The 25,390-nt window shown below is 56.0% G+C and carries 27 protein-coding genes; 10 read left to right on the top strand and 17 right to left on the bottom strand.

The genetic code is table 11. The features are described 5' to 3' along the window. Position 1: 1 nt before the first annotated feature. The 9 genes from recO to rpoZ form a co-directional block, all read right to left on the bottom strand. Positions 2-757, bottom strand: a complete 756-nt coding sequence (gene recO, locus ACVDG4_RS06035; RefSeq protein ID WP_447234368.1) for a DNA repair protein RecO — start codon at positions 755-757, stop codon at positions 2-4. A 61-nt stretch (positions 758-818) separates the two neighbouring features. Then, entirely contained in the window at positions 819-1,718 is a 900-nt protein-coding gene (gene era / locus ACVDG4_RS06030; RefSeq protein WP_209002498.1) for a GTPase Era, read from the bottom strand. 120 nt (positions 1,719-1,838) lie between these two features. Next, positions 1,839-2,546, bottom strand: a complete 708-nt coding sequence (gene rnc / locus ACVDG4_RS06025; protein ID WP_447234367.1) for a ribonuclease III — start codon at positions 2,544-2,546, stop codon at positions 1,839-1,841. A 48-nt stretch (positions 2,547-2,594) separates the two neighbouring features. Next, entirely contained in the window at positions 2,595-3,347 is a 753-nt protein-coding gene (gene lepB / locus ACVDG4_RS06020) for a signal peptidase I (RefSeq protein ID WP_209173413.1), read from the bottom strand. Positions 3,348-3,460: 113 nt separating this feature from the next. Then, positions 3,461-3,892, bottom strand: a complete 432-nt coding sequence (gene acpS, locus ACVDG4_RS06015) for a holo-ACP synthase (protein ID WP_133950595.1) — start codon at positions 3,890-3,892, stop codon at positions 3,461-3,463. A gap of 54 nt (positions 3,893-3,946) precedes the next feature. Continuing rightward, positions 3,947-4,549: a DUF2062 domain-containing protein gene (locus ACVDG4_RS06010; protein WP_306146737.1), complete on the bottom strand. Its 603-nt coding sequence runs from the start codon at positions 4,547-4,549 to the stop codon at positions 3,947-3,949. Between the two features lie 35 nt (positions 4,550-4,584). Beyond that, a complete protein-coding gene (pyrE, locus tag ACVDG4_RS06005; RefSeq protein WP_447234366.1) occupies positions 4,585-5,166 on the bottom strand; it encodes an orotate phosphoribosyltransferase in 582 nt (193 codons plus the stop codon). 31 nt (positions 5,167-5,197) lie between these two features. Continuing rightward, positions 5,198-7,438, bottom strand: a complete 2,241-nt coding sequence (locus tag ACVDG4_RS06000) for a RelA/SpoT family protein (RefSeq protein ID WP_447234365.1) — start codon at positions 7,436-7,438, stop codon at positions 5,198-5,200. 103 nt (positions 7,439-7,541) lie between these two features. Beyond that, positions 7,542-7,943 (bottom strand): DNA-directed RNA polymerase subunit omega, encoded by a 402-nt coding sequence (gene rpoZ, locus ACVDG4_RS05995; RefSeq protein WP_133950589.1) that lies wholly within the window; start codon positions 7,941-7,943, stop codon positions 7,542-7,544. Positions 7,944-8,323: 380 nt separating this feature from the next. Between rpoZ and ACVDG4_RS05990 the strand changes: the two genes are divergently transcribed. Together ACVDG4_RS05990 and ACVDG4_RS05985 are read left to right on the top strand one after the other, a co-directional pair. Beyond that, positions 8,324-8,914 (top strand): LabA-like NYN domain-containing protein, encoded by a 591-nt coding sequence (locus ACVDG4_RS05990; RefSeq protein ID WP_447234364.1) that lies wholly within the window; start codon positions 8,324-8,326, stop codon positions 8,912-8,914. 10 nt (positions 8,915-8,924) lie between these two features. Next, a complete protein-coding gene (locus ACVDG4_RS05985) occupies positions 8,925-9,584 on the top strand; it encodes a uracil-DNA glycosylase (RefSeq protein WP_447234363.1) in 660 nt (219 codons plus the stop codon). A gap of 6 nt (positions 9,585-9,590) precedes the next feature. Here the strand turns inward: ACVDG4_RS05985 and ACVDG4_RS05980 are convergent, their stop codons facing one another. The 3 genes from ACVDG4_RS05980 to ACVDG4_RS05970 all read right to left on the bottom strand — a co-directional run bounded on the left by ACVDG4_RS05980 (position 9,591) and on the right by ACVDG4_RS05970 (position 12,910). After that, positions 9,591-10,370, bottom strand: a complete 780-nt coding sequence (locus ACVDG4_RS05980) for an arginyltransferase (RefSeq protein WP_133950583.1) — start codon at positions 10,368-10,370, stop codon at positions 9,591-9,593. A gap of 30 nt (positions 10,371-10,400) precedes the next feature. After that, on the bottom strand, positions 10,401-12,239 hold the full coding sequence (locus ACVDG4_RS05975; protein ID WP_447234362.1) for an SLC13 family permease: 1,839 nt from the start codon (positions 12,237-12,239) through the stop codon (positions 10,401-10,403). A 155-nt stretch (positions 12,240-12,394) separates the two neighbouring features. Then, positions 12,395-12,910 (bottom strand): RDD family protein, encoded by a 516-nt coding sequence (locus ACVDG4_RS05970; protein ID WP_447234361.1) that lies wholly within the window; start codon positions 12,908-12,910, stop codon positions 12,395-12,397. A gap of 166 nt (positions 12,911-13,076) precedes the next feature. On the opposite strand from ACVDG4_RS05970, the gene ACVDG4_RS05965 reads away from it, so the two are divergent. Continuing rightward, on the top strand, positions 13,077-14,036 hold the full coding sequence (locus ACVDG4_RS05965; RefSeq protein WP_447234360.1) for a hypothetical protein: 960 nt from the start codon (positions 13,077-13,079) through the stop codon (positions 14,034-14,036). 159 nt (positions 14,037-14,195) lie between these two features. On the opposite strand, the gene hemB is transcribed toward ACVDG4_RS05965, so the two are convergent. Beyond that, on the bottom strand, positions 14,196-15,191 hold the full coding sequence (gene hemB, locus ACVDG4_RS05960; protein ID WP_447235089.1) for a porphobilinogen synthase: 996 nt from the start codon (positions 15,189-15,191) through the stop codon (positions 14,196-14,198). 268 nt (positions 15,192-15,459) lie between these two features. Between hemB and ACVDG4_RS05955 the strand changes: the two genes are divergently transcribed. From ACVDG4_RS05955 to ACVDG4_RS05925, 7 genes are all read left to right on the top strand, one after another. Beyond that, positions 15,460-16,599 (top strand): isobutyryl-CoA dehydrogenase, encoded by a 1,140-nt coding sequence (locus ACVDG4_RS05955; RefSeq protein ID WP_008192462.1) that lies wholly within the window; start codon positions 15,460-15,462, stop codon positions 16,597-16,599. 54 nt (positions 16,600-16,653) lie between these two features. Next, on the top strand, positions 16,654-17,685 hold the full coding sequence (locus ACVDG4_RS05950; RefSeq protein ID WP_447234359.1) for an enoyl-CoA hydratase/isomerase family protein: 1,032 nt from the start codon (positions 16,654-16,656) through the stop codon (positions 17,683-17,685). A gap of 18 nt (positions 17,686-17,703) precedes the next feature. After that, a complete protein-coding gene (locus ACVDG4_RS05945; protein ID WP_133950576.1) occupies positions 17,704-18,123 on the top strand; it encodes a DUF6163 family protein in 420 nt (139 codons plus the stop codon). A gap of 115 nt (positions 18,124-18,238) precedes the next feature. Beyond that, positions 18,239-19,129 (top strand): 3-hydroxyisobutyrate dehydrogenase, encoded by an 891-nt coding sequence (gene mmsB, locus ACVDG4_RS05940; protein ID WP_306146747.1) that lies wholly within the window; start codon positions 18,239-18,241, stop codon positions 19,127-19,129. Between the two features lie 156 nt (positions 19,130-19,285). After that, positions 19,286-19,801, top strand: a complete 516-nt coding sequence (ldtR, locus tag ACVDG4_RS05935) for a transcriptional regulator LdtR (protein WP_008190274.1) — start codon at positions 19,286-19,288, stop codon at positions 19,799-19,801. Between the two features lie 384 nt (positions 19,802-20,185). Further along, positions 20,186-21,412, top strand: a complete 1,227-nt coding sequence (locus tag ACVDG4_RS05930) for a L,D-transpeptidase family protein (protein WP_133950572.1) — start codon at positions 20,186-20,188, stop codon at positions 21,410-21,412. A gap of 112 nt (positions 21,413-21,524) precedes the next feature. Then, positions 21,525-21,758: a DUF6898 family protein gene (locus ACVDG4_RS05925; RefSeq protein ID WP_306146750.1), complete on the top strand. Its 234-nt coding sequence runs from the start codon at positions 21,525-21,527 to the stop codon at positions 21,756-21,758. 76 nt (positions 21,759-21,834) lie between these two features. Here the strand turns inward: ACVDG4_RS05925 and ACVDG4_RS05920 are convergent, their stop codons facing one another. The 4 genes from ACVDG4_RS05920 to ACVDG4_RS05905 are packed head-to-tail and all read right to left on the bottom strand — an operon-like array spanning position 21,835 to position 25,217. Then, on the bottom strand, positions 21,835-22,656 hold the full coding sequence (locus tag ACVDG4_RS05920; protein ID WP_447234358.1) for a GGDEF domain-containing protein: 822 nt from the start codon (positions 22,654-22,656) through the stop codon (positions 21,835-21,837). Then, positions 22,653-23,051, bottom strand: coding sequence for a DUF1987 domain-containing protein (locus tag ACVDG4_RS05915; protein ID WP_133950566.1), 399 nt, complete (start codon positions 23,049-23,051; stop codon positions 22,653-22,655). The genes ACVDG4_RS05920 and ACVDG4_RS05915 overlap by 4 nt, the downstream gene beginning before the upstream one ends. An 18-nt stretch (positions 23,052-23,069) precedes the next feature. Next, on the bottom strand, positions 23,070-23,621 hold the full coding sequence (locus ACVDG4_RS05910) for a SiaB family protein kinase (RefSeq protein WP_209177525.1): 552 nt from the start codon (positions 23,619-23,621) through the stop codon (positions 23,070-23,072). A 9-nt stretch (positions 23,622-23,630) separates the two neighbouring features. Beyond that, a complete protein-coding gene (locus ACVDG4_RS05905) occupies positions 23,631-25,217 on the bottom strand; it encodes a SpoIIE family protein phosphatase (protein WP_447234357.1) in 1,587 nt (528 codons plus the stop codon). Positions 25,218-25,390: the final 173 nt, after the last annotated feature.

Here is a 25,390-nt window from a genome sequence, read left to right as displayed (position 1 = left end):
GTCAAAAATTCCAAGGGAATTCAGTTCTGTAGCGTTTTTCCAGCGCATTCGTCAGAAGTGCACGCGTACCGCTGTCAGTGACTTTACGCTCGCCAAGCTGCCGGTCGAGAAAGAAGCCGGTCAGTTGAAATCCTTGGGTGACATCTTGCCAGGTCAATTCGGTCCCGGCTTGCCGCTGCCCCTCCAGCAAAAACGAGGGCAGGGGGAGCAGCTTGTCATGATAGGGCCGCCCGGCCTCCCGGCTAACAGCGCGGGAAGAGCGTGGTGAGACGTAGGCAAGGTCGTCGGTCGTTCCGGTCGCGGCACAGGAGGTCAGATCGAGACCAGCCCCCAGTTCCTGAAGCAATTCCAGCTCAAAGCGGATCATGAGAGCTGCCGCCGCATCGCTCGCATCAAGGTGATCCAGCACAACATTCAGCGCGCCATAGATGCGCGGATAGGGATGGCGTTCTGGGAGAAGCCGAACCAGCGCCGCAAGGTGTTGAACGGCAGCCAATCCAATTCCGCTGTTCATCAGATCAGCAGCACGGGCGGTGTGTGGTTCTATCTGGAATTGCCCGAGGTGATCGGAGAGCCGGGCTTTCCAGGTGAGAGACAATTTATTGCCGGGCTGCAATGCAGGGCGGTGGCGCTTTGACCTGCCACCACGAACAAGGCCGAGGTGACGGCCGCGATCTGCGGTCATCACTTCCAGTATGACGTCGTTTTCGCCGTGCTTGCGGGTGGTTAGCACCACACCGTGTCCGCTCCATTCCAACGCGACTGTCCCTTGCTCAGGCCGACGCTAGACCGTGCCGGATTCGCGTACAGAAGGCCAACTACTTTGGAAATTCCAGCCCCATTTCCCGGTAGCGCTCCGGATCATCGGCCCAGTTTTCACGCACCTTAACGAACAGGAACAAATGTACTGGTGCTTCGATGATGTCCGAGATCTCGCTGCGCGAGGCCTGGGAGATTTGCTTGATCGTTTGGCCCTTCTTGCCGAGCACAATGCTCTTCTGGCTGTCGCGCTCTACATAGATGGTTTGTTCGATCCGGGCCGATCCGTCTTTCTTGGTTTCCCAGCGCTCGGTCTCGACCGTAGAAATGTATGGCAGCTCCTGGTGCAAGCGCTCAAAAAGCTTTTCGCGCGTGATTTCAGCCGCGAGAATGCGCAAGGGCAGGTCGGATGGCTGGTCTTCCGGATAAAGCCACGGACCATCCGGGACCTTTGAGGAAAAGTAGTCCAGAATCTGCTGCGTGCCGTCGCCGGTCAACGCGGAGATCATGAAAGTCTCTTCAAACTCAATGTGTTCATTGGCCGCTTGCGCAATCTTCAACAGCTTCTCCCGATTGGCAACATCGGTCTTGTTCAGGATCAGCACCTTCGGTGCAGTCTGACCCTTGAGGCGCTTGAGGATGGATTCCACTTCCTCGTCGATGCCCTTCCGGGCGTCGATCAAAAGAGCGATGACATCGGCATCGCGCGCACCGCCCCAAGCGGTATCGACCATGGCCCGGTCGAGCCGCCGTTTGGGCTTAAAGATCCCAGGGGTGTCGATGAATACAATCTGGGCCGTGCCGTTCATCGCCACACCGCGTACGATCGAGCGGGTGGTTTGCACCTTGTGCGTGACGATCGAGACCTTTGTTCCGACCAGCTGGTTGATCAGCGTCGACTTTCCGGCATTCGGCGCGCCGATCAGAGCGACAAAGCCGGCCTTCGTGTCTGACGGCATTGCCCCCAGCGGGTCGGGCAGGGGAATATCGAAGCGGCCTTTCGGCGCGACAAACTCTGTACCTGCGTCGTCGGTCTCAAAGTCTTCAGGTTCGTTTGAGGTATCGTCGCTCAACGTCGTTCAGTCCTTCCACACGCCTTCGCGGCGCAGCACCGCCTCGGCGGCGTGTTGTTCGGCAATCCGTTTCGACCCGCCTGTTCCCTCACCGTTCTTCAGGCCCTGCACAATGACGGACACTGTAAAGCTCGGTGCGTGGTCCGGGCCTTCCCGGCTCGCAACTTCGTAGCGCGGCGTTGGCAGGCTCTTGGATTGGGCCCACTCCTGCAACGTAGTCTTTGCGTCTCTTAAAGGGCCGGTCCAGGATAGCATACGCGGCTCCCAAAGGCGCCGGACGAATGCATCTGCGGCGTCAAAGCCGCCATCGAGATAGATTGCGGCAATGATCGCTTCGCAGATATCAGCAAGAAGAGCGGTTTTCTTTCGCCCGCCGGTCTGAGCCTCTGCCTGACCGATGCGCATGGCATCACCGACGCCGAGTTCGCTGGCGATCTCCGCGCAGGTTTCGCGTTTGACCATGTGATTGAACCGGCGGGCCAGCTCGCCCTCATCTGCCTTTGGGAAATGGTGATGGAGCATGGAGGCGACCACCAACCCGAGCACACGGTCACCAAGAAACTCTAGCCGTTGGTAACTGCCCGCCACAGTATCGGCCGGATCAAGCGCGCTCGCATGGGTAAGGGCGACCCGGAGGAACTCCAGATCCTTGAACTCGTAAACCAGCGCGGCCTTCAGCGCTGCGATGGGGTTTTGTTTTTTATCTTTTGTCATATCGTTGGTCCGGTGCTGGTCACCGGACACTGCCACTCAAGAAGAGCCTCAAAGGCCCCGGCCGATGCGGTCCCAACGGACTGTCCATGGCCATGTCCAGATTTGCCAGGCCGGCGTGCCGTCACCGATGGAGAAAAACAGGATCTCTGCCCGGCCGATAAAGTTTTCATAAGGAACATAGCCAACCCGGCTGAGGACACGGCTATCAACCGAATTGTCTCTGTTGTCACCCATCATGAAATAATGCCCTTCCGGCACCGTGTATTCACGAGTGTTGTCCAGTTGGCCGCGGTCCGTGATGTCCAACGTGTCGTAGCTCACACCGTTGGGAAGGGTTTCCCGGTAGCGCGGAACCCGGCGCACAGCGCCGGAGGAGGACTCTTCGATGTAATCGTCGATCCTGACCCGCGGGACAGCTTCCCCGTTGATATGAACGACGCCATTGATCATCTGAACGGTGTCGCCCGGCAGGCCGATGACCCGCTTGATATAATCAATGGAGGTGTCAGTCGGCAGCTTGAAAACCGCGATATCGCCGCGCTCTGGTTCTGCATCCCAGACGCGGCCGGAAATCGGTGCCAGACCAAACGGGAAGGAATATCGCGAATAGCCGTAGCTGAACTTCGAAACGAACAGGTAATCGCCGATCAGCAACGTGTCCTTCATCGACCCGGAAGGGATATTAAAGGGCTGAAAGAGAAAAGTCCGGACGACAAGGGCGATCAGAAGGGCCTGGATTATGACTTTTACGGTCTCGTAAACGCCGCCTTCCTTATCTTTTCCGTTTTCGGTCACGCTCATGCTGTCCCTAAAGTTGTTCTCTAAAGTCCGCCGGAGCCGGTGCCCGGATATCGGCCACTCTTAGCCGGTTGCGGCCAGTGAAGCAATCAATAGCCAAAGGTTCGCTGTTATGCTCACGAGGAAGTTGTTGATGGGGGCTCCGGCCAGTCTTCCGGCCACGCTGAAATGACAACAAAGGCCTGCGCCAAAGGAAAATCGTCGGTGATGGTCAGGTCGATGGTTGCCTTGAAACCTTCCGGGACCATGGCGTTTAGCCGGTCTGAGGCGCCGCCGGTCAGGCTGATGGTCGGTTTTCCCGACGGCAGGTTCACAACGCCCATTTCCCGCCAGGCTACACCCATGCGAATTCCGCTACCCAGTGCCTTGGAGCAGGCCTCTTTGGCTGCAAACCGCTTCGCGTAGGATGCTGCCCTTTGTGCGCGCCGATCGGACTTGGCCCGTTCCACTTCGGTGAAGACCCGATTGGTGAAACGCTCGCCAAATCTGTCCAGGGTCTTCTCGATCCTGCGAATGTCGATGAGATCACTGCCAATGCCCAAAATCATGTTTGGTCAATTCCGTTCGTTCCGTTCAGGCCGCTTATGTAAGGTGGGATCCCGTCAGCTGCCAGGGTCCTCGTCAAAGGAGCGGTTCGGCGGCGGGAACAGACGCTTGTTCCGGGCATCAAGTGTGACTTTCCGGCGCCGCTGATACACCTCAACGCTCTTATAGACGATGAAATACGAAACCGTGCCGAGCACCAGACCCATGGGAACCGCGCCGATGAACATGGGTTTGACCATGGGCAACAGCGAATCGAGTGATTTGGCAAAGAGCGAGCTTTGGAACTGCGCATGGACCGCATGTGGGTCAGCATCCGGGGCCTGACCATAAAGCACCCACTGACCGATCTTGTAGGTAAACGCCCAAATGAACGGAAAGGTGAGTGGGTTGCCGATCGATGTGCCCAGCGCCGCCGCAATCATGTTACCGCGAAGGACCCAGGCCAGTGCGAAGGCTGTCAGAAAGTGAAAGCCAATCAGAGGCGTACACGACGCAAATGCCCCGGCTGCAAAGCCAATGGCAATCGCATGAGGCGTTGCCGTCAACCGCAGGACACGCTTGCCGAAATAACGTGTCGACCGGGCCCAGCTGTGCCGCGGCCAAACAGCTACACGAAGGCGCTCGACATGTGTTGGTCTATTACGGCGGCGGAACAGCATGTGGCGGCGTCAAATCCTCTCAATCACACTTTTAATCAGGCGAGGCCCCGGCTGCCCGGTTTGACGGCCGGCAGCGCGGCAAGTTCCGGCGGCAGGTTGTCCGGTTCGTAGGCCGGAACCTTGTAATCCGCCAGAGCGATCACCGGAACCCCTGCATCTGCCTCACCGCCGGACCGGTCGATCAGGCAGGCAACAGCAAGAACTTCAGCACCAAGTGCTTTCAGAGACGTTACCGTTTCGCGGCTGGAGAGCCCGGTTGTGACAATATCTTCAACAATGATGACCCTTGCGCCTTCCGGCATCTCAAACCGGCGCAAACGGAACTCACCGTCTTCCCGCTCGACCCACATTGCCGGCACATCAAGATGCCGTGCAGTTTCATAACCCGGAATAAGTCCGCCAAGGGCTGGGGAAACAACAAAATCCAGAGGCCCGAGATCCGATGCCTTGATCTTCTCAGCAAGCGCCTTGCATAGGATTTCCGTCTTGTCCGGGTACATGAAAACCCGCGCCTTTTGCAGGAAGATCGGGCTGCGAAGGCCGGAAGTCAGGATAAAATGTCCTTCGAGGATGGCACCGGCATCGCGGAAAACGGACAGCACGTCGTCACGTGTCATAAAGCGGGTCCTTTTGACTTGATCAGTCCGGTCAGCCGTTCACCCGGCTTACACTGGAGACATTCGGTTTGGAACGGAGTTGATTGATGATGCGGTTCAAGTGTTTCAAATCCCACACTTCCAAATCAATCAACATTTGATGAAAATCTGGTGCGCGTTGAAGCATTTTGACGTTATCGATGTTGCCACTGTTCTCGCCAATGACCTGCGCGATCGTTGCCAGTGATCCGGGCTCGTTGGCAGCGGAGATATCAAGCCGCGCCGGAAACCGCTCCGGATTGTTAACGTCAATATCCCAGCGCACATCAACCCAGCGCTCAGTCTCGTCGTCATATTCTTTCAGGGCAGGCGATTGTATCGGATAGATGGTCAGCCCGCCGGATGAGGTCAAGATCCCGACAATGCGATCACCGGGCACAGCGCCGCCATCTGGCGCAAAGCTGACCGGGATGTCGCCGGACAAGCCCCGAATTGGCAGAGCATTGTTACCTGACCAATCATCGCCGTCCTCAACGATTGCACCGGCAAGCCCTGTTGGAGGAATGCGAAACTTGAGACCATGGCCTTGTTTGAGGTCAAACCAGCCTTCGCCGGACGGTGGTCCTGAAATGGCGACACGTTCATCCTGATAATCGGGATGGGCGGTTTTCAAAACGGTCTGGGCGCTGAGATCACCCCGGCCTACGGCGGCCAAGAGATCTGCAACGCTGTTTTGGTGATGCGTGTCTAAGACCGCCTCGAGAAGGTCTTCTGAGTAGCTCTGGTCGGCGCGTGCAAAGGCGCGTTTGAGAATATGCTCGCCCAGCGCGCCGTATTGCTTGCGCACCGATTCCCGTGTTGCCCGGCGGATCGCGGCACGCGCTTTTCCGGTCACGGCAATCGCTTCCCAGGCCGGCGGCGGTGTTTGCGCTTGCGACCGGATGACCTCAACCTCATCGCCGTTGTGGAGCGCAGTGACCAGCGGCATGATCTTTCCGTTGATCTTGCAGCCGACGCAGGTGTTGCCGATATCCGTGTGCACCGCATAAGCGAAATCGATCGGCGTCGCGCCGCGCGGCAGGGCAATCAGACGCCCTTTCGGTGTGAAGCAGAAGACCTGATCGTGGAAGAGTTCCAGTTTCGTGTTTTCAAGAAACTCTTCTGGTGTGTCCCCCTGGGCCAGAAGCTCTGTGGTCCGGCGGAGCCATTCAAACGCGCGGCAATCCTCGGTATGATTGGCAATGTTCCGCCCACCGAATTCACCGTCCTTGTAGAGCGCGTGTGCGGCAATCCCGTATTCGGCGACCCGGTCCATGTTCACTGTGCGGATTTGAAGCTCGACCCGTTGGCGGGAGGGGCCCACAATCGTCGTATGCAGCGACTTGTAGTCGTTTTGCTTCGGTGTGGAGATGTAATCCTTGAACCGGCCCGGAACCGTCGGCCAGGTCGTGTGAATGACACCGAGTACCCGGTAACAGGCTTCTAGGGTGCCAACGGTCACCCTGAATCCGTAGATATCCGAAAGCTGTTCAAACCCGATCGCCTTGCGCTGCATCTTGCGGAAGATGGAGTAGGGGCGTTTTTCGCGGCCTTTGACCAGCGCGGCCATGCCTCTTTCCGACAATCGCTCAGTCAGGGTCGTCTCAATGTCGAGAATCAGATCCTTGTTGCGCTCTCTGAGGTCTTCCAGACGTTCGTTGATCGTCTCATAAGCTTCCGGATTGAGCGTATGGAAGGAAATGTCCTCCAGCTCTTCCCGCATGTCATGCATGCCCATGCGACCGGCGAGGGGCGCATAGATCTCCATGGTTTCTTCCGCGATCCGGCCGCGCTTGTGCTCCGGCATGTGATGGAGCGTGCGCATGTTGTGCAGCCGGTCGGCGAGCTTCACCAACAGGACACGGACATCATCTGCGATTGCGAGCAGAAGTTTTCTGAAATTCTCCGCCTGCTTTGCTTTCCGGGACACCAGATCTAGGCGGCTGATTTTGGTCAGGCCATCGACGAGTTTGCCGATCTCTTCGCCGAACAGAGAATCGATCTCAGTGCGGGTCGCGTCCGTATCTTCGATGGTGTCGTGAAGCAGAGCTACAGCAATCGTCGCATCATCCAGGCGCAAATCCGTAAGGATCGCAGCAACTTCCAGAGGATGAGAAAAATAGGGGTCACCAGAGGCCCGCATTTGCGAGCCGTGTTTTTGCATGGCGTAGACATAAGCCTTGTTGAGCAAGGCTTCGTCGGCATCGGGGTTGTAGCGGGTGACACGCTCAACCAATTCATATTGACGCATCATGGTCGAGACTGACCCATGCAACCGCCAACATACAAGGCGGAACTGATTAGCTGCGGCCAGAGCGCCAGGTCAGTCCAGCAACGCTCCAGCCATGAGAATGATATCAAATATCGTCGGTCCGCTCAGGCGGCACAAGGCCTTCCAGGCCGCGCAGAAGATCTTCTTCTGTCATGCGGTCGAACTCGACGGCACTGTCGTCAACGGTGTTGACCTGAGTGACCTGCTGTTGGCCTGGAACGGCCACAACCGGAACAGATTCGGCTTCCGGCTCATCCACTTCAACGAATTTTTGAAGCGAGTGAATCAGATCTTCTTTCATGTCTTCAGGGCTGACGGTCTGTTCGGCGATTTCACGCAGAGCGACAACAGGATTCTTGTCGTTGTCGCGATCGATCGTCAACGGAGAACCACTGGAAATCATGCGAGCGCGATGCGCAGCAAGCAGCACCAGCTCAAACCGGTTTTCGACCTTGTCGATACAATCCTCGACGGTCACGCGCGCCATTCGACGTCTCCATAGCTTTAGGAACAATAACTTCAAGCGTATAGTGATGACCTTGGCAAAAAGCAACCCCTTGTCGAAAATCCGGGGAGACGGCGGAAATTATACAAAAATCCGGATATTTTTTCACAGCCTGCGCGCCATAGCCGTTGCGGCTTGGAGAGGAGATAGTGTACGCCAGTCCTTAGCGCCCTATAACTAAAAAGGCGTTCTAGAAGAACTAAAAATAATCTGATCACGCGAATGGCGAGAAAGCGGCCAGTGATCGGAAGTTATATGCGGTCATTTTGTTTTTGTTCCGTGAGGTTCCTTTGGTGGGAAGGAAACTCGGGTCAGCGGTCTCAAACAGGATGCGCATACCACTTAGAAGGGTTTCAATATAAATGTTTGATGCACGAGAAAAGGTTGCCTTGTTCATCGACGGTGCAAACTTGTATTCGACTGCGAAGGCCATCGGCTTTGACATTGATTACAAGCGTCTGCTGAAGGAATTTCAAGGCCAGGCCTATCTGTTGCGTGCCTACTATTATACGGCGCTGATTGAGGATCAGGAATATTCCTCCATCCGCCCGTTGATCGATTGGCTCGACTACAATGGCTACAAAGTCATCACGAAGCCTGTGAAGGAGTTCGTTGACAGTGCGGGACGCCGCAAAGTCAAAGGCAATATGGATATCGAGCTTGCTGTTGATGCCATGGAACTTGTGGAATCCGTGGATCACATCGTGCTCTTCTCCGGGGACGGCGATTTCCGGTCACTGGTCGAAGCGCTTCAGCGCAAAGGCCGCAAGGTCAGTGTTGTATCGACCTTGAAAACGCAGCCGCCGATGATTGCCGATGATCTGCGTCGGCAGGCCGATCACTTCATCGATCTGGCAAGTCTCGCCAACAAAATCGGCCGGGATCCGTCCGAACGTCCTCAGCGTCCTCCAATGCCGGAGGTCGATGATGAGGATGAAGACGACGATTACTAAGAGCGGTTAGATGCCGGTCCATGATGTTCAGGCCACGCCCGTCGATCCGCCTCTGGATTGCCGGGCGTGCCCTCGTTTGGTTGAATTTCGGGAAGGTCTTCAGGCCGAGCATCCCGAATGGTTCAATGCGCCGGTGCCGTCCTTTACGTCACCAGACCCTAGATTGCTTGTCATTGGACTGGCGCCGGGCATGCGCGGTGCCAATGCGACCGGGCGCCCATTCACCGGCGACTATGCCGGTGATCTCCTCTACAAGACCATGTCGGATTTCGGTTTCGCCGAAGGGACGTACAAAGCGCGGCCGGACGATGGATTGGTGCTGACTGACGCGCTGATTACAAACGCCGTGCGCTGTTTGCCGCCGCAGAACAAACCAACTGGACCCGAAATCAAGACCTGCCGGCCGTACTTGTTGTCGACACTAGCAGCCAACCGGTCTATCCGGGCGGTCTTGGCACTTGGTCGGATTGCGCACGAGACGTTTTTGACCGCCTTGGAATTGAAACGGGCTCAATTCCCGTTTTCACACAATGGGCGTCATGAACTTCCGGGAACGGATCTTGTCTTGTTCGACAGTTACCACTGCTCCCGGTACAACACGAATACGGGGCGTTTGACCGAAGACATGTTCCGCGATGTCTTCACGTCGATCCGTCAGCACATTCCTTAGAAAGCATCAGTCTTTTGTTGAATCGCCGGGCCCACTCGGCGCGTCGACTGTCGTCCAGCCGTCCGGCCCGAGATGTTCTTGTGGCCGGAAGCGCGCCTTGTACGCCATCTTGACCGAGCCATCGACCCAGTAACCGAGATAGATGTAGGGCAGGCGGAGTTTCCGCGCGCGCTCGATGTGATCGAGAATCATATAAGTGCCGAGCGCGGTTTCAGTGAAAGCGGGATCGTAGAAGGAATATACCATCGACAGGCCATCGCTGAGCTGGTCGCTCAGGGCAACGCCAAGCAGCGGCCCAGTCCCGGCCCCTGTTATGAATGTATCCGGTCCGCGTTTGCGATACTCGATCACCATCGTCTCGACATGCGTATCCTCCACCATCATGGCGTAATCGAGAATACTCATCTCTGTCATGCCGCCGTCTTCGTGGCGCGCCTGCAGGTAATCGCGAAAAAGATCATATTGTTCGGCCGATGGACTCGGCGGAAGGCGGGCTCCGATGACATCAGCCCCGGATTTCCAAACCCTCTTGAGCGACTTTGTCCACTTGAAGTCGTCGACGCGAACACGCACGGAGACGCAAGCCTGGCAGTTCTCGCAGGCCGGACGATAGGCGATGTTCTGACTGCGTCGGAAACCACCTTGTGTGAGCACTTCGTTGAGCGCGGGGGCGCCGTGGCCGACGAGATGCGTGAACACCTTGCGCTCCTGCAAACCCTCAAGATAGGGGCAGGGCGCGGGGGCAGTCAGATAAAACTGCGGATGGTCGGTCGGGTGGCGTGTCACCAGCTATTCCTACGGCGTAAAAGTCGTCCCTCACAGCCCATAGTACCATGGTGCGATCAGTGAGAAGGTCAACCATAAAACAAGCGCCAGCGGGACGCCAGCACGCAGGAAATCAGCAAAACGGTAATGTCCGGGTCCCATCACAATCAGGTTGGTTTGATATCCAACGGGCGTGGCAAACGACGTGTTCGCGGCAATGATCAGGCAGACAATAAAGGCTTCTGGCGGCTGGCCGATCTGATCAGCGAGATTAATCGCAATGGGTGTGAAGAGGACTGCGGCCGCGTTGTTCGACAGAAAGTTCGTCAGGATCATCACCATGAAAAACAAGGCGGACAGGACGACGCCAGGCGGGCTGCCGTGAAGGATGTCGGCAAGTGACATGGCAATAGCCGAGGCGCCCCCGGTGGATTCCAGGGCGACCGCCCCGGCAAGCGAGGCGCCGACCAGCATGAATATCCGACTGTCGATGGCTCGCATGGCCTGACGGATGTTGAGGCATCCGGAGGCGATCATGGCAAAGGTCCCGGCAACGGCCGTGGACACAATCGGTACCAGGCCTGAGGCTGCGAGCGCGACAACGCAGGCAAAAATCGCCAATGCTCTCGGCGCATAGCGTTTGCGTGGAACTTCTGCCGTCGACCAATCAAGCAGCAGGACGTCCCGGTTGCCGCGCAACCGCGCGATATCTTCTTCAGATCCTGCGACTAACAGAACGTCCCCGGCTTCCAGGCGGATATCATTCATGGCCATGCGCGGCATGCGGCTGCGGCGTTGAATGCCCATCACAAGACAGCCGGTTTCTGTATAGAAGCCGGATTGCGGCAGTGTGCGGCCCATAAGGCGCGAAGCGGGCGCAACGACAGCCTCTGCAAGGCTGAGAGAACCGTCTTGGTTTGGCGTGGCTTCGCGGCCGGTTACATTGGTTTCACCCCCATCGGTTTCCATCAACGGCTGGCGCTGCGCCAGGGCATTGGCAAGGGCGGTGCGGGTGGCAGCCACGATCACCGTGTCGCCTGGTGACAGAATCACATTCTCAAAGGGCGGAAGAAGTGGCTGCTGACCGCGCTGGACCAAACGGACGGTCATGTCCTTCAGGCTCGGAAACATGCCGGACACGGCTTCGGTGCCGACAAGCGGATGCCCATAGGTGATCTCGATCTGGGCGATGAACTGCTTGCCGGAGGTGGCTTGAAACTCTTCGGCCATGGTTTTGCGATTGCGCATCAGATGCGGCATGACGAACAGCACGTAAAGGATCCCGGCACCGGCCACCATGATCCCGATTGGGGTGAAGCTGAAGAAGGTCAGCTTCAGATCCGAGGACTGCCCCGCGTAGTTGGCCACCAGCAGGTTGGTCGAAGACCCGATCAACGTCGTCATGCCGCCCAGAATTGCGATGAAGGAGAGCGGCATCAAAACCCGTGAGGCCGATTGCCCTGCCGTGGCTGCGACGGCGGTCAGGATCGGCAGAAACATCACCACCACTGGCGTATTGTTCAAAAACGCGCTGAGGACGGCGACGGCCAGCAGAATTGGGGCGGTCGCCCATTTTGACCGTCCACGCGTCCAGCGGACGATCGCTTTGGCCGGGCCTTCCAGGGCATCTGTCTGGAACAGGCCCTGGCCGATCACGAGCAGGCAGATGACGGTGATGAGGGCCGGATTGGCAAAGCCTTCCAGAAAATCACCCGTTGCAACGCGCGATCCGTCGCTGTGAAAGACCGGTATCAGCGAAAATATTACGATGAAGCTGGTGACGGATCCGAGCGCGACCGTTTCGATCGGGTAACGCTCAAGCGCATACAAGACGACGGTGGCGGTCAGGACCACAAAGGTCAACGCCATCGCGATATCAACTGAGAGCATTCACCCGCCTAGATCCTAACTGCCCATTTCTTCTGGCAGTTTAGACCAGCCGCTTTGGGCTTTGGAAGGGCTCACCTTTCGAATTCACACCCGGAACGCTGCTCATATTTCATGCAGAGCGTTGAAATAAGATCATTTTTTCTCTGAGCAAGAAATCACGCAGCAGCGGAATGTTCGCGGGTGTAGGCCCGGTGGTAGGCCGAATTGATCACCACAGTCCCCAGGATCAGGTCATGCAACAGGCGCTTGCGGTCCGAGAACAGGGATACGAGCAGCACAAACGGCGTGAGCAGGGAGATGGAAAACCAGAACAGCAACAGGTGCACGGCGGCCAGCAGCGGGTAGGGTTTTGCGCCATACCAAAGCCGCATCTCAAGACCCATCGCGCGCATGCCGATCGTGGAGGCGCTCGGTCCGCCCAGCGTGAACGCGACATAAATCAGCGCAACGGACACCGGCAGGATTGCATAAAGCAGAAAGCCGAGACCCAGGGTGAAAACCCCGAGAATGAACACCAGAATGCCCGCTCCAAGCGTCAGCAGGGTGATCACAAACGCATCGATAATGAAAGCCAAAATCCGGCGGCTGCGCACGCCCTCAAACAGCTCCGGTTGCAGGAGCGGATCAAATGCGTCTTGCCTGGAGGATTGGGACGATGTGTCGGCGGACATGAAATAAGCTCTCCAATTCGTGATGAGTTGGATATGGGGATCGGAATTGGGAAACGCAAATGCTTTGCGATAAGCAATTTTCTACTTATTAGGGCTTTGTGTAGTATTGCTAATTAAAATTGAATGCGCAAAATTCTCTGATCTATGGATGTTTGGGTTGGAGAGTATGGCCACAATAATTTCTAATGAAGATGATCTTTTTGAACTAATTGAACAGATCGAAATAGGAGTTGAAGTTGATGCCACTGAAGTCAAGTTTGATGGTTGGCCGAAATATGAGGTAATTGTAAGGGGTGAGGATTTTGATGGTGGAGTTCCCACAAGAATCATGCCTGCGCTGCTGTCCTTACAAAAAGCAATAGATGAGGCATATGCCCGTAGTGTTTATGGCGAACAAAAAAGGCTTACAAAGGAGGAAAGGAAAAAGACGGAGCTGGTGGTTCACCTTGAAAAGGGTTCTACCAAGTTTGAAGCAGAACTCTGGAAAGCGTTTAACAATGTTCTTGATACAGCGGTGAAGAGCATGGATGGGACACAAACGCTCACAGCAATACTTGGCGTGGCTGCAATTGCTGGGGCTGGTTGGTATCTCAAAATCTTTTTGAACAATAGGTCGAAAGAAAAAGAGATTGAATTCGATGCCAAAGTCAGTGAGCAGGAGACCGAGCGGTATCGGATCATCGCTGATCTCGCGAAACGCAATCAACAGCTGGCAGGGTCAAAAGCAGCACTCGAAGAAAGCAATGAAAAGCTCATCAGAAAACTCGAAGACCAAGATCAGTTGGTGCTTAATGAGGGGACGGCCGTAAGCGGTCACGAAGGCAAAACTCTGGTTCGAAGAGTGCCGGATGCACCGATCGAAGTCAGGATGGACGGCCTTTACAGAATATTGTCGGTACAGTCAGGTGCGATCAAAAATGGTTTTAAAGCTGTTATCGAAAACATAGAAACCAATGACCGCATCACGATTGATATTCCGGAGGGAACCCTAGGTGATGATCAACTAAGAAGCCTCCAGCAGGGTGAGTGGGAAAAGACTACGGTTCAGATGCAGATCAATGCCAGCAAACGTGGAGACAAGTTGCTAAAGGCTACGCTGACCCATGCAGGTCTAAGTGATGCATGAACTTGATGGCATTTTGTGTCTTCTTAAGCTTCTTTCCGTGCTATTTTGCATTAAAAGCGCTGTCCCCGAACTCGATCCGGGACCACCCAGCCATCGCGGAAGTTTTCCCAGAGTGGCCCCGGCTCGGCGGCCGGGGCGGCATTCTGTAGGTCGGATACCTCAGTCCCGGCCCGCCAGCATCTTGGCTACGGTGGGCGCGAAGTAGGTGAGAATGCCATCGGCGCCGGCGCGTTTGAAGGCGAGAAGGCTCTCCATCATAGCACGGTCGCCGTCGAGCCAGCCGTTGCCGCTCGCTGCCTTGATCATCGCGAATTCGCCGGACACTTGATAGGCATAGGTCGGTACCTGGAACTCGTCCTTCAGCCTGCGGACAATGTCCAGATACGGCATGCCGGGTTTCACCATGATCATGTCGGCGCCTTCGGCAATGTCCAGCTCCGCCTCGCGCAAGGCTTCGTCCGTGTTGGCCGGATCCATCTGATAGGTGCGTTTGTCGCCCTTCAAGGTGCCGGACGAGCCGACCGCATCACGGAACGGGCCATAGAATGCGGAGGCATATTTGGCGGAATACGCCATGATCTGCGTGCCGCGATAATCCTGCGTGTCGAGTGCCTGCCGGATGGCACCGATTCGTCCGTCCATCATGTCGGACGGGGCAATGACATCGGACCCGGCCTCGGCCTGATTGAGCGCCTGGCGGCAGAGTTGATCCACCGTCTCGTCATTCAAGATGCTGTCGCCGTGCATCAGCCCGTCATGGCCATGGCTTGTATAGGGATCCAGCGCGACATCCGTCATCAGGCCGAGATTCAGACCTTCGCGCTTGATCGCCCGGCAGGCCTGACAGGTGAGGTTTTCCGGGTTGAGGGCTTCCGAACCCGTATCGTCGCGCAGGTCCGGGTCGGTATAGGGAAAGATCGCGATCGCCGGAATGCCGAGTTCTGCTGCAAGATTTGCATCGCGCACAGCCTCGTCGACCGAAAGGCGTTCCACGCCCGGCATGGACGGAACCGGCTGGCGAATGTTCTCGCCATCCACGACGAAGATCGGCCAGATCAGATCATCCACGGTCAAGGTGTTTTCCCGGATGAGCCGGCGGGACCAGTCGGTTTGCCGGTTGCGGCGCATGCGGGTGCCGGCAAGCAGCGAGTCCATATGATCGGATGTGATGGGCGGAAGAGAGCGGTGGGACGGCATAAAACGGGCCTGCACTTAGGTGAGAAAATTCAGATCGGATGTCCGCCGGACATTTGTGCCACATTATCACGCAGATTTCTGACGTCCAACATTCTGTAAAATAACTGAAATTAAATACGAAAAAGAGATTGTTTGACGTTTGCGTCAAATGTGGTTTTATGCGCGTCAGAAATCAAACACATCCTGTATGGCTAGAATCGGCCGTACCGGTTCCCGGGAGGATATCGTGGACTTTCAACTGAACGAAGACCGGCGGGCAATTCGCGATATGGCGGCAAGCTTTGCGCGGGAAGAACTCGCACCGCACGCCGCGCAGTGGGATGAAGACAGCCATTTCCCAATTCCTGTCATGCGCAAAGCGGCCGAACTCGGGCTCGCCGGAATATATGTACGGGACGATGTCGGGGGCTCCGCTCTGACCCGTTTGGACGCAGCGCTTATCTTTGAAGAACTGTCGAAGGGTTGCACGTCGACCGCTGCGTACCTGTCGATCCACAACATGGTCGCCTGGATCATCGATACGTTCGGCAACGAAGACCTGCGCCAGAAGTTTCTGCCGAAACTCTGCACCATGGAACTCCTGACCAGCTACTGCCTGACCGAGCCGGGATCCGGCTCGGACGCAGCCGCCTTGCGGACCACAGCCAAGGATGATGGAGATCACTACATCCTCAATGGCTCCAAGGCCTTCATTTCGGGCGGCGGTGTCAGCGATCTCTATGCTGTGATGGTCCGGACCGGTGACGAAGGGCCGGGCGGGATTTCTTGCCTGCTAGTTGAAAAAGGCACACCGGGCCTCAGCTTTGGCGCGAACGAAGTGAAAATGGGCTGGAAGAGCCAGCCGACCGCGCAGGTGAACTTCCAGGATTGCCGTGTTCCAAAGTCCAACCTCATCGGTGTCGAGGGTCAAGGCTTCAAGATCGCAATGGCTGCGCTTGATGGCGGGCGCTTGAACATCGGTGCCTGCTCGATCGGCCCGGCGCAGGAGTGCCTCGACCAGGCGATTGCGTACATGCGGGAGCGCAAGCAGTTCGGCAAACCGCTGACGGCTTTCCAGGCGCTTCAGTTCCGCCTTGCCGATATGGCGACCGAGTTGGAGGCCGCACGCCTGCTCCTTTACAAAGCTGCAACCGAAGTGGATGCGAAAACACCGGATGCGCCGAAGTTTGCGGCTATGGCCAAGCGCTTGGCCACGGACACCGGTTTCAAGGTGGTAAACGACGCTCTGCAACTGCATGGCGGCTATGGATACCTGCGGGACTATCCGATCGAGCGGTTCTTGCGGGACGTTCGCGTGCACCAGATCCTGGAAGGCACCAATGAGGTCATGCGCTTGATCATCTCACGGCATCTCCTGAAAGACTGACCGTCTTCTCACGGCAAAAACACGACCACTTTTCCAGTTTCCTGAGGACATGCAGTGAGCGACATCCTGTTTGAAAAGCGCGGCAAGGCCGGATTTGTTACTCTCAACCGGCCGAAGGCGCTGAATGCGCTAACCCATCCGATGTGCTCTGCGCTGGCGGCTCAGCTGACCGCGTGGGCGGAGGATCCTGACGTTGCCCATGTGGTGATCACCGGGGCCGGAGAAAAAGCATTCTGCGCCGGCGGTGACATCCGCAGCATCTATGATGCGAAGATGGCCGGCGAGATGGAGGGCCTCGGAGAATTCTTCAAGGAAGAGTATCTCCTCAACGCGCAAATCAAGGCGTATCCCAAGCCCTACATCGCGCTCATCAATGGCATTGTCATGGGCGGTGGGGTTGGCGTATCTGCCCATGGCAGCCACCGCGTCGGAACGGAAAAGACGATGTTCGCCATGCCGGAAACTGGGATTGGGTTTTTCCCGGATGTAGGCGGCACGTATTTTCTTCCGCGCATGCCCAAGAAAACCGGTGTCTACTGCGCCTTGTCCGCTGGCCGCCTGAAGCAGGGCGATGCGCTGGCAACGGGTGTGCTGACCCATGCCATCAAGGAAACGGACTTGCCCATAATAGAAGCCGCGCTGTCGGAAAGCAGCGATGTGGATGCAGTGCTCAGCCGATATGCTGTTGAGGCTGAGCCAGGGCCCCTGATGGCCTCTGCTGATACGATTGAGCGCTGCTTTTCAGAAGACAGTGTGAATGCAATTTTGGCGAAACTGGACGAGAGCAGCGACGAATTCGCATTGAAGGCTGCTCAGGCGATCCGGCAAAAATCTCCGACCAGCGTGCTGATCGCCTTTGAGCAAATGCAGCGCGGCGGGGAGTTGAGTTTCAACGAATGCATGAAACTCGAATACCGTATTGTCTCCGAAATCCTGAAGGGCTCCGAGTTCTACGAAGGCGTGCGGGCGGTGCTTGTCGACAAGGACCAGGACCCGAAATGGTCCCCTCCAAGCCTTGATCAAGTGGACAAGGAAGACCTGGCAGCGTATTTCCGGGAACCGGCAGGCGGAGACTTGCCGCTCTAACGCACAAACGGACCGGCCATGATCACGAGCTTTCAGGACCTCTTCTATTCGCGCCCGCCCTGGAGCACCGTGCTGATCTGGTATCTGCGCGCGATGGCGCTGCTTCTGATGGGCGGAGGCGTGATCTATTGGGCCAGGATCATTGGCATTGTTGAATGGCGCGGCATGTGGTTCTGGGAAATGCCGATTGCCATCCAAGGTGCCGTTGTTTTCTTCGCGGTGCTGGACCTTGTGGCGGCGATCGGCCTTTGGCTGACCGTATCCTGGGGAACGGTCATGTGGATCTTCCGGTGCTTCTGCCAAATCGTCATGCACACGGCCTTTTCTGATCTTTATGGCCGCCGTCCTTATGAGATCGCCTTCTACCTTTTGACCATATTGATCTTTGCGGGGCTCACCTATCTGATGCGCCGCGAGAACCGAACGGCAACGGCATGATGCAGTAGGTTGTGCTGGCGTCAGCTGACTCAACTTTTGAAGGGCTTGGCCCGGAGCATCAACATGCCGGCCTATGAAACTGAAAATACGAAAATAATTGTCACGGGAGAAAACAATGGCAACCACGGTTGGCTTTATCGGTCTTGGGAACATGGGCGGCCCGATGGCCATCAATCTTGCAAAGGCAGGGCACCGGGTCTTGGGCTTTGACATGTCGAAGGCAGCTATCGACGCTCTTGTTGCCGAAGGCGGCGAGGCGGCATCCGATGTCGCTCAACTGGCCTCTGAGGCCGATGTCATTGTGTCCATGCTCCCGGCAGGCAAGCATGTCCGTCAGGTCTACATGGGCGAAGGCGGCATTCTGGATCATGCGAAAGCCGGAACGCTTCTGATCGATTCTTCCACGATTGACGTCGACAGCGCGCGGGCGGTAAGCGCTGCGGCGGCGGAAAAGTCCATGCCAATGGTCGATGCGCCGGTTTCCGGTGGTGTTGCCGGAGCAGCTGGTGGAACGCTGACATTCATGGTCGGCGGAGAAGACAGCGCCTTCGAAGCAGCCAAGCCATATCTCGATATCATGGGCAAGACGATCGTCCATGCAGGCGGCGCAGGAACCGGGCAGGCGGCCAAGATCTGCAACAACATGATCCTGGGCATTTCCATGATTGGCGTCTCCGAGGCTTTTGTTCTTGCAGAGCGCCTTGGCCTTGATGCGCAGAAGCTGTTCGACATTTCCTCAACCGCATCCGGTCAGTGCTGGTCGCTGACATCCTATTGTCCGGTGCCCGGACCGTTGCCCACATCTCCTGCCAACCGAGACTACCAGCCAGGCTTTGCCGCGGGCATGATGTTGAAAGATTTAAAATTGGCTCAGGAGGCCGCGCATTCCTCAGGCGCAGCGACACCCATGGGTGCAGAAGCCGCATCGCTCTATTCGCTCTTCTGCAACCAGGGCGGGGAATCCCTGGATTTCTCTGCTATTGTCAAATTTCTCAGGGGTTCATAGTAAATCAAAGATTAAATCGGCCTCTAAAACACCTTGTGGAAGTTAATATTTGATTCAGTGTGTCTCTTAAGCGGATTTTAGAATCGCTTCTGTAGATTGTGAATCAAGGCGGGAAAATATCCGTCGAATGACAGGTACAAAAAGAGGCGCAATCACATGATCACCGCAAGTAGGGCAGTCGATGCTGTGTCACAGGGTGAAGAGGAAGAAGTGGCCATCAAGCCGCTCTACCTCGAGGCTCTTACACTTGTAGAACGTTTGCACCGGCGTTTGCTGGACGTCATCAAGGACGAGTTCGACCGCATGGGCCGGTCGGATGTCAACAGCGTTCAGGCGTTGTTGCTGTTCAACATTGGCGATGCCGAGCTGACCGCTGGTGAACTGCGGACCCGCGGATACTATCTCGGTTCCAACGTGTCCTATAATCTGAAGAAACTGGTTGAAACCGGTTACATTCACCACCAGCGCTCGCGCATGGACCGCCGGTCTGTCCGGGTTAGCCTGACCGACAAGGGCCAGGAAGTGGCAAAGATCGTCAATGATCTTTATGAGCGCCATATTCTGTCCGTTGAGCAGGTTGGTGAAATCGGCCCGCAAGACTTTGTTACATTGAACAAGTCGCTGCGCCGTCTCGAGCGGTTCTGGACCGACCAAATTCTATATCGCCTCTGATCAATTCACGGCGTATCCAGATGACAAAGCACCGCCCAAGTGGCGGTGCTTTTGTTTTTCGGCACTTAATCGGCTGACAAATTCGTGATCGGCTTGCGGTCGGCCGAATCCGACATCTTGTGGACACAATGGAATGGCCATTGGGCTGTTAAATCGTGGCGGGTGAGCAGTCTTTTAATTTGTTAACCTTGCTGCAGTACCCATAATGGTCGTGAGCCGGTAATCTACCGGCGAGGTCAACGACCGTTGAACCGGATTGACGATGAATGCGCCGGATGGCGCCTTGTACACAGCACTGTGGGGTCGGCAATGACACTTTTTTCCGCTTCGGCTGGGACAAAGTCTTCTTTCAAGTTGAACGCCAAATTTTGGAAAAACGGGCTGATGCTGCTTGGTTTGGCCGCGCCAGTAGTGGTCACGGGAGCTGCGTCTGCGCAGCAGTCTTTCCGGACTGCGGGGCAGGACCTTGAATGGGCCGACAGCTTCGATATCGCAACGGACAACATCACCGAGGTGAAGTCATACGCCCCGACCTTGTCACCAACGACGGTTGACTACATCGGCGCTGCCATCACACGCTATCAGTCGATCGTGCAAATGGGCGGATGGGGCACGGTGGCCACTGGCGGCAAAGCGCTGCGCATCGGTATGAAAGACCCGCGCGTTGTGCAGTTGCGCCAACGCCTGATTATTTCTGGTGATTTGGAGCAGCAATCCGGGCTCTCCGACACATTCGATTCTTATGTTGATGCTGCCCTGCGCCGTTTCCAGCTTCGTCACGGCTTGATTCCGGACGGGGTGATGGGCGAAAGCACCGTTGAGGCGCTCAATATTCCGGCTTACGTGCGCTTGCGTCAGCTCGAAACCAATCTTGTCCGGGTCCGGTCCATGTCCGGTAATCTCGGCGATCGTTATGTGATGGTGAACATTCCGGCGGCTGAGATCGAAGCGGTGGAAGATGGCCGTGTCCGTTCGCGCCATACCGCCGTCGTCGGCAAGATCGATCGTCAAACGCCGATCCTGAACAGCAAGATCTATGAGCTGAACTTCAACCCTTATTGGACCGTGCCTGTTTCAATCATCCGCAAGGACCTGATCCCGAAGATGAAGGAAGACCCGGAATATCTGTCTCGCAACAAGATCCGGATCTTCAACTGGCGTGACAACCAGGAAGTGGCGTGGCAGCAGATTGACTGGAATACGGACGAAGCGACACAGTACCGCTTCACCCAGGATCCAGGACAAGAAAACTCACTTGGGTCCGTGCGGATCAACTTCCACAACAAACACCAGGTCTATCTTCACGATACGCCGTCCAAGACCTTGTTTGGTGAAGACTACCGGTTCCACTCATCCGGTTGCGTGCGCGTTCAAAACGTCCGCGAATTGGTAACCTGGCTGCTGCAATCCACGACACCGGATTGGGACCGCACCAAGGTCGATTCAGTCATTCGGACCGGTGAACGGGAAGATGTGAAGCTGAAGCGCTCGATTCCGCTTTACATGACTTATGTTACCGCATGGGCGAACTCAGACGGCGTGGTTCATTTCCGCGAAGACATATACAATCGTGATGACCTTAGCGGCACAGGCGAGCAAGCCCGCCTCTAGGAACATCCGCAAGTCATGAATGGTTCTGGAACGCCGGTCTTGATGAGGCCGGCGTTTCGTGTCTATTGAGGCAGAAGAGGGACCTTTTGAACCAGCAAAGGATTCAGGCCGGATGAATCGCGGTCCGAGGGCGGGCGAAATCTATATCGAGTTCAGGCCGATGGGAAAGCAGGTGCAGGTTACGGCGATAGATGCTGCGACTGGCATCGAAGTCTCGATGTTCGGCCCGTCTTCTGCTTTGCAAAGTGACTTACAAAAGCTCGCCGTCCGCAAGCTAAAACGCCGGGTCGAGCAGGTGCGTGCAGCAGAGCTTGCAAACAAGGACCGGGACCCGACACTGTATTGAAACGTGCGGTGGCGATACTTTTTGTGATTTGAAAACGAGATATCTGGACGGGCATTGGCCGCGATAATGTATGCCGCTAACCTACGGTTTCAGCGGTTTCCAGAAGACGGGCCTTAGCTGTAATCACCTTGTTCCGGCCCGCGCCTTTGGCTTCATAGAGCGCGTCATCTGCATCTTTGAACAACAGATCAATGGCGTCAGCGCCGGTCGCCTTGCATGCTGGATTGGGCCCCACCATGGTGGCTACCCCAAAACTCGCGGTCAAAGAGAAGCTCGTGCCACCTTCTTTGATAGTAATCTCAGAGAGGGTTTTGCGCAGACGGTCTGCCAAACCAGAGGCATTTTCAGAATTTGTCCGCGGCATCAGAAGACTGAATTCTTCGCCGCCCCACCGGCAAACGACGTCGCTTTGCCGGAGACTGTTTTCAAGAGTACGCGCGACAACCCGCAGCGCTTCGTCACCGGCGGCATGCCCATAGGTGTCGTTGATGGACTTGAAATGATCAATATCCAAGAGCGCAACACTCAGCGGTGCTTCTGTCCGGCTGCGCGCTTTAAGTTCGTGATTGCAGAGTTCCAGAAAATGGCCGCGGTTGAAAACCTGCGTGAGGCCGTCCGTAATCGCCTGCATGCGGAATTGCTCGGCGAGTTCCGCTCGGGCTTTGACTTCGCCTTCCAAGCGTTCCTTGACCGCGATCAGCTCCTCTTGCATCCGGTCGCAAAGGCGAACCATCCGCTTCTGGTCCTTGACTGCCCGTTTATAAGCCGTCGTGAGCGTTTTTATGAGGTCAGTCGTTTCCTCCAGGCCGTCAAGGATCGTGCTGGCATGTTCCAGCACGCGGTCTTCGCTGTCGAAGAGCGTGAAATCTGTTTCGGCCTTTTTGGAGGTCTCGGTCATGCGTCCTCGGTTTCCGGCTTCAAGTTGAATGTGGCATGTTCGAAGTCTTCCGCAAAGTCCTCGCCCATCTCCTCCATCATGTCGTCTTCTGGATCAAAGTACCAGTTGATGGTGATGGTCTTGCCGTCTTCGGCAGCCTCTTCCAGCATCTGAAAGAGGTTCATGATGGCCTTGGCGCTTGAAGAATTGAAATAGATGAACCGCATGTCGACCGTCAGCGCTTGTCCTTCAGAGGCAGCCACGTGTTCGGCAACGGCCTGGAACACCGGACCGAAGAAAGCGCTTGCATCTTCCGGGTAGCTTTCACCGGACATGGACAGCGTGCCGTTTGCAGCATCCAAATGGACTTCCGGAGAGCGGGAGGTTGCTTCGATCTTAAGAGACGTATCTGTCATTTTGTTCTCGTTCTCTCTTTAGATGAATGCTTTGAGCACGAAGAATTTGCGATTGCCTTCGATTTCATGGAAATCGAATTCCAGCGGTTGGGTGGCCCGCCGCGCGATCTCCAGAAGGCCGATTGACCCACCTTCGCTTTGCTCTTCCGGTTCTTCGCGCAATTTCGTTCGATAATGCTTGCGCAGAGTCACTTCGTCCATGCTGGCAATTTCTTCAAGACGGGTTCGCAATTGGTCGGCCTCGGAGCCGGGCACCGGGTTGCCGCAAATCACGAAGAACCGTTCATGTTCATGGCCGAAGGCAACGACGCCGCCGGAAAGACGGTCGGCCTTGGTTTCTGAGAGGAATTCCTGCTCATCAGAATACCGAATGATGTTTTGGACCTGCTCCACAAAGACAGAAAAGACCCGTTTGGCCACTTTGCTTTCGGCGTTCTTCAACTCCATTTGCTGCTTGACGGAATTGCCGAGCGACTCAAGAAGGTGCTCCGAAAGGTAACCCGAGTATGCAAACAGCATTTTCCGGTCGCTGAGTTCCTGTTTGAATGAATACATGTCGTTTGCGAGCACTTCGGCCTCCTACTCAGCTGCCTGCTTGTGCGCTGGATTGTTTGAACGTGGCGTCACCGCCAGAACCGTGTAGTCGTCCCGCGCGGGCTCTGAGCCGCGATAGTCTTCCAGGACAGATTTCAGCTTTGAAAGCTGCGTTTCGAGATCTGCGTAGGCATTGGCCTCCAGGACCTCGAACAAGCGTTTCCGGCCAAAGGCGCGTTTGCGTTCGCCGCCAATGTGATCGGTGGCTCCGTCCGTCGCCAGATAGAAGGTTTCGTCTTCTTCGACGTCTAAATGATGCACCTTGAAGCTTTCCGGGCGGCGGAGGCTGCGATAACCCAAACGGTGCCGATCGGCCGGGATCCGCTTGATGCCGTCCGAAGATTGAACGTAGAGCGGAATACCAGCCCCGATGAAGGTGAGGGTGTTTTCGGCGGGGTCATAGATTGCCAAGGCGGCTTCAAAGCCATCATCGGACGTTTGGTTATCGTTCCCCGCATCCGAAGGCCGATCTTGACCAAGACGTTGACGGACACCCCGATCGAGATCCAGCATTAATCGCTCAGGGTCTGCGAGTTCTCCAAGGTCCAGGAGTTTTTTCAGCTCAGAAGAGACAACCATGGTCAAAAGCGCGCCGGGAACACCGTGCCCGGTACAGTCGGCAACGAAAAACACCGTTTTGCCATCGACTTCCGAAGACCAAACAAAGTCGCCGCTGACGACCTGCAGAGGCTCCCACAGCATCGCGGCATCCTTGACCGATGTGCGCATGTCCGTGACATCGGCAAGCACACCTTGTTGGATCTTGCGCGCGTAGTGGATGCTTTCCAGAAGCTGCTCATTGGCCTCTTTCAGCTCGATCCCGCGCTTTTCCGAGATGCCCAACGTCTTATGAAGTTGCGCCATCGTTTCGCGGATCTTCCGTGCCATCGGTTGGAAGATGAAAACAATTTCCAAAAGGATCAGAAGCAGTGTCAGGGCCCACATTGCCGTGATGAAGCGATCCAACGCATGAAGAGACTCTTCGCCCTCATCCTGAAACACACGCACAAGTGTGTTCAGTTTTACCGGCAGTTCGAGGTTGGCCATCTGTACGATCGCGTCGATGTCTTCTTGCCGGGGCGGTTCTGATTGTGCAACAGAGACGGCCCGGTTGATAAAGTCCCGCAGCAAGGGATCAAGCGGATAATTGCCGCCAAAAAACGCGCCCTGGAGAGCCGGCGAGAGATCGCCTGTCGGAACTTCTTCGGCAGCGCCAACATGGCAGCTGATGCCCTCGCCAAGTGCCTTCTTGATCCGGTCGATATCCGTTGAAAGAAGTGCGGTATGCGCGCGCATCATTTGGTCAGCGCAACCGATCAACATGAAACTTGGGCTGGCTCCGTTGACACGCTCGAACCGGCTCATGTCCTGAGCGACCATCGCGATGCGCTGGCTGAGCATGCGCTGCCGGCCTGCCAAGTTCACTTCGGCACCGATGCGATGCTGGTCAGCAAGAAACCTTGTATCCGCAACCCAGATAGCAGTCACGGCGAAAGCAATGAGACCCAACCCGAGGCTATAGGCCATGGTGGGCAGGTTCTGCTTGTCTTTCAGCCAATCAAGTATCTTCATGTCCCCGGGCCCAATACAAGTTACTAAGTTGATCCCCTAGCTCGTATTAGTTTTCATATTCGTTTGGAAACAATTAAAGGACGTGGACCGGGCCTGGATAAAGTTGGAGAAAATTTATTCTACTAGTTAAATACATCAAGGGAGTCGATAAACTAAGAGTTTCCCTTAGGAGA

The sequence above is a fragment of the Roseibium sp. MB-4 genome, from assembly GCF_053005265.1.
The sequence above is the reverse complement of the archived record's forward strand: the minus strand, read 5'-3'. Positions and strand labels throughout refer to the sequence as shown.

Coding starts and splice junctions, on each gene's coding strand:
- acpS (WP_133950595.1), bottom strand. CDS start 3,892: ATGATTTTGGGCATTGGCAGTGATCTCATCGACATTCGCAGGATCGAG.
- ACVDG4_RS06000 (WP_447234365.1), bottom strand. CDS start 7,438: ATGATGCGTCAATATGAATTGGTTGAGCGTGTCACCCGCTACAACCCC.
- ACVDG4_RS05990 (WP_447234364.1), top strand. CDS start 8,324: ATGTTTGATGCACGAGAAAAGGTTGCCTTGTTCATCGACGGTGCAAAC.
- ldtR (WP_008190274.1), top strand. CDS start 19,286: ATGATCACCGCAAGTAGGGCAGTCGATGCTGTGTCACAGGGTGAAGAG.
- ACVDG4_RS05905 (WP_447234357.1), bottom strand. CDS start 25,217: ATGAAGATACTTGATTGGCTGAAAGACAAGCAGAACCTGCCCACCATG.
- pyrE (WP_447234366.1), bottom strand. CDS start 5,166: ATGACACGTGACGACGTGCTGTCCGTTTTCCGCGATGCCGGTGCCATC.
- rpoZ (WP_133950589.1), bottom strand. CDS start 7,943: ATGGCGCGCGTGACCGTCGAGGATTGTATCGACAAGGTCGAAAACCGG.
- lepB (WP_209173413.1), bottom strand. CDS start 3,347: ATGAGCGTGACCGAAAACGGAAAAGATAAGGAAGGCGGCGTTTACGAG.
- rnc (WP_447234367.1), bottom strand. CDS start 2,546: ATGACAAAAGATAAAAAACAAAACCCCATCGCAGCGCTGAAGGCCGCG.
- ACVDG4_RS05930 (WP_133950572.1), top strand. CDS start 20,186: ATGCTGCTTGGTTTGGCCGCGCCAGTAGTGGTCACGGGAGCTGCGTCT.
- ACVDG4_RS05970 (WP_447234361.1), bottom strand. CDS start 12,910: ATGTCCGCCGACACATCGTCCCAATCCTCCAGGCAAGACGCATTTGAT.
- ACVDG4_RS05915 (WP_133950566.1), bottom strand. CDS start 23,051: ATGACAGATACGTCTCTTAAGATCGAAGCAACCTCCCGCTCTCCGGAA.
- ACVDG4_RS05920 (WP_447234358.1), bottom strand. CDS start 22,656: ATGACCGAGACCTCCAAAAAGGCCGAAACAGATTTCACGCTCTTCGAC.
- ACVDG4_RS05965 (WP_447234360.1), top strand. CDS start 13,077: ATGGCCACAATAATTTCTAATGAAGATGATCTTTTTGAACTAATTGAA.
- ACVDG4_RS05975 (WP_447234362.1), bottom strand. CDS start 12,239: ATGCTCTCAGTTGATATCGCGATGGCGTTGACCTTTGTGGTCCTGACC.
- ACVDG4_RS05985 (WP_447234363.1), top strand. CDS start 8,925: ATGCCGGTCCATGATGTTCAGGCCACGCCCGTCGATCCGCCTCTGGAT.
- ACVDG4_RS05925 (WP_306146750.1), top strand. CDS start 21,525: ATGAATCGCGGTCCGAGGGCGGGCGAAATCTATATCGAGTTCAGGCCG.
- mmsB (WP_306146747.1), top strand. CDS start 18,239: ATGGCAACCACGGTTGGCTTTATCGGTCTTGGGAACATGGGCGGCCCG.
- ACVDG4_RS05945 (WP_133950576.1), top strand. CDS start 17,704: ATGATCACGAGCTTTCAGGACCTCTTCTATTCGCGCCCGCCCTGGAGC.
- hemB (WP_447235089.1), bottom strand. CDS start 15,191: ATGGACTCGCTGCTTGCCGGCACCCGCATGCGCCGCAACCGGCAAACC.
- ACVDG4_RS06010 (WP_306146737.1), bottom strand. CDS start 4,549: ATGCTGTTCCGCCGCCGTAATAGACCAACACATGTCGAGCGCCTTCGT.
- era (WP_209002498.1), bottom strand. CDS start 1,718: ATGCCGTCAGACACGAAGGCCGGCTTTGTCGCTCTGATCGGCGCGCCG.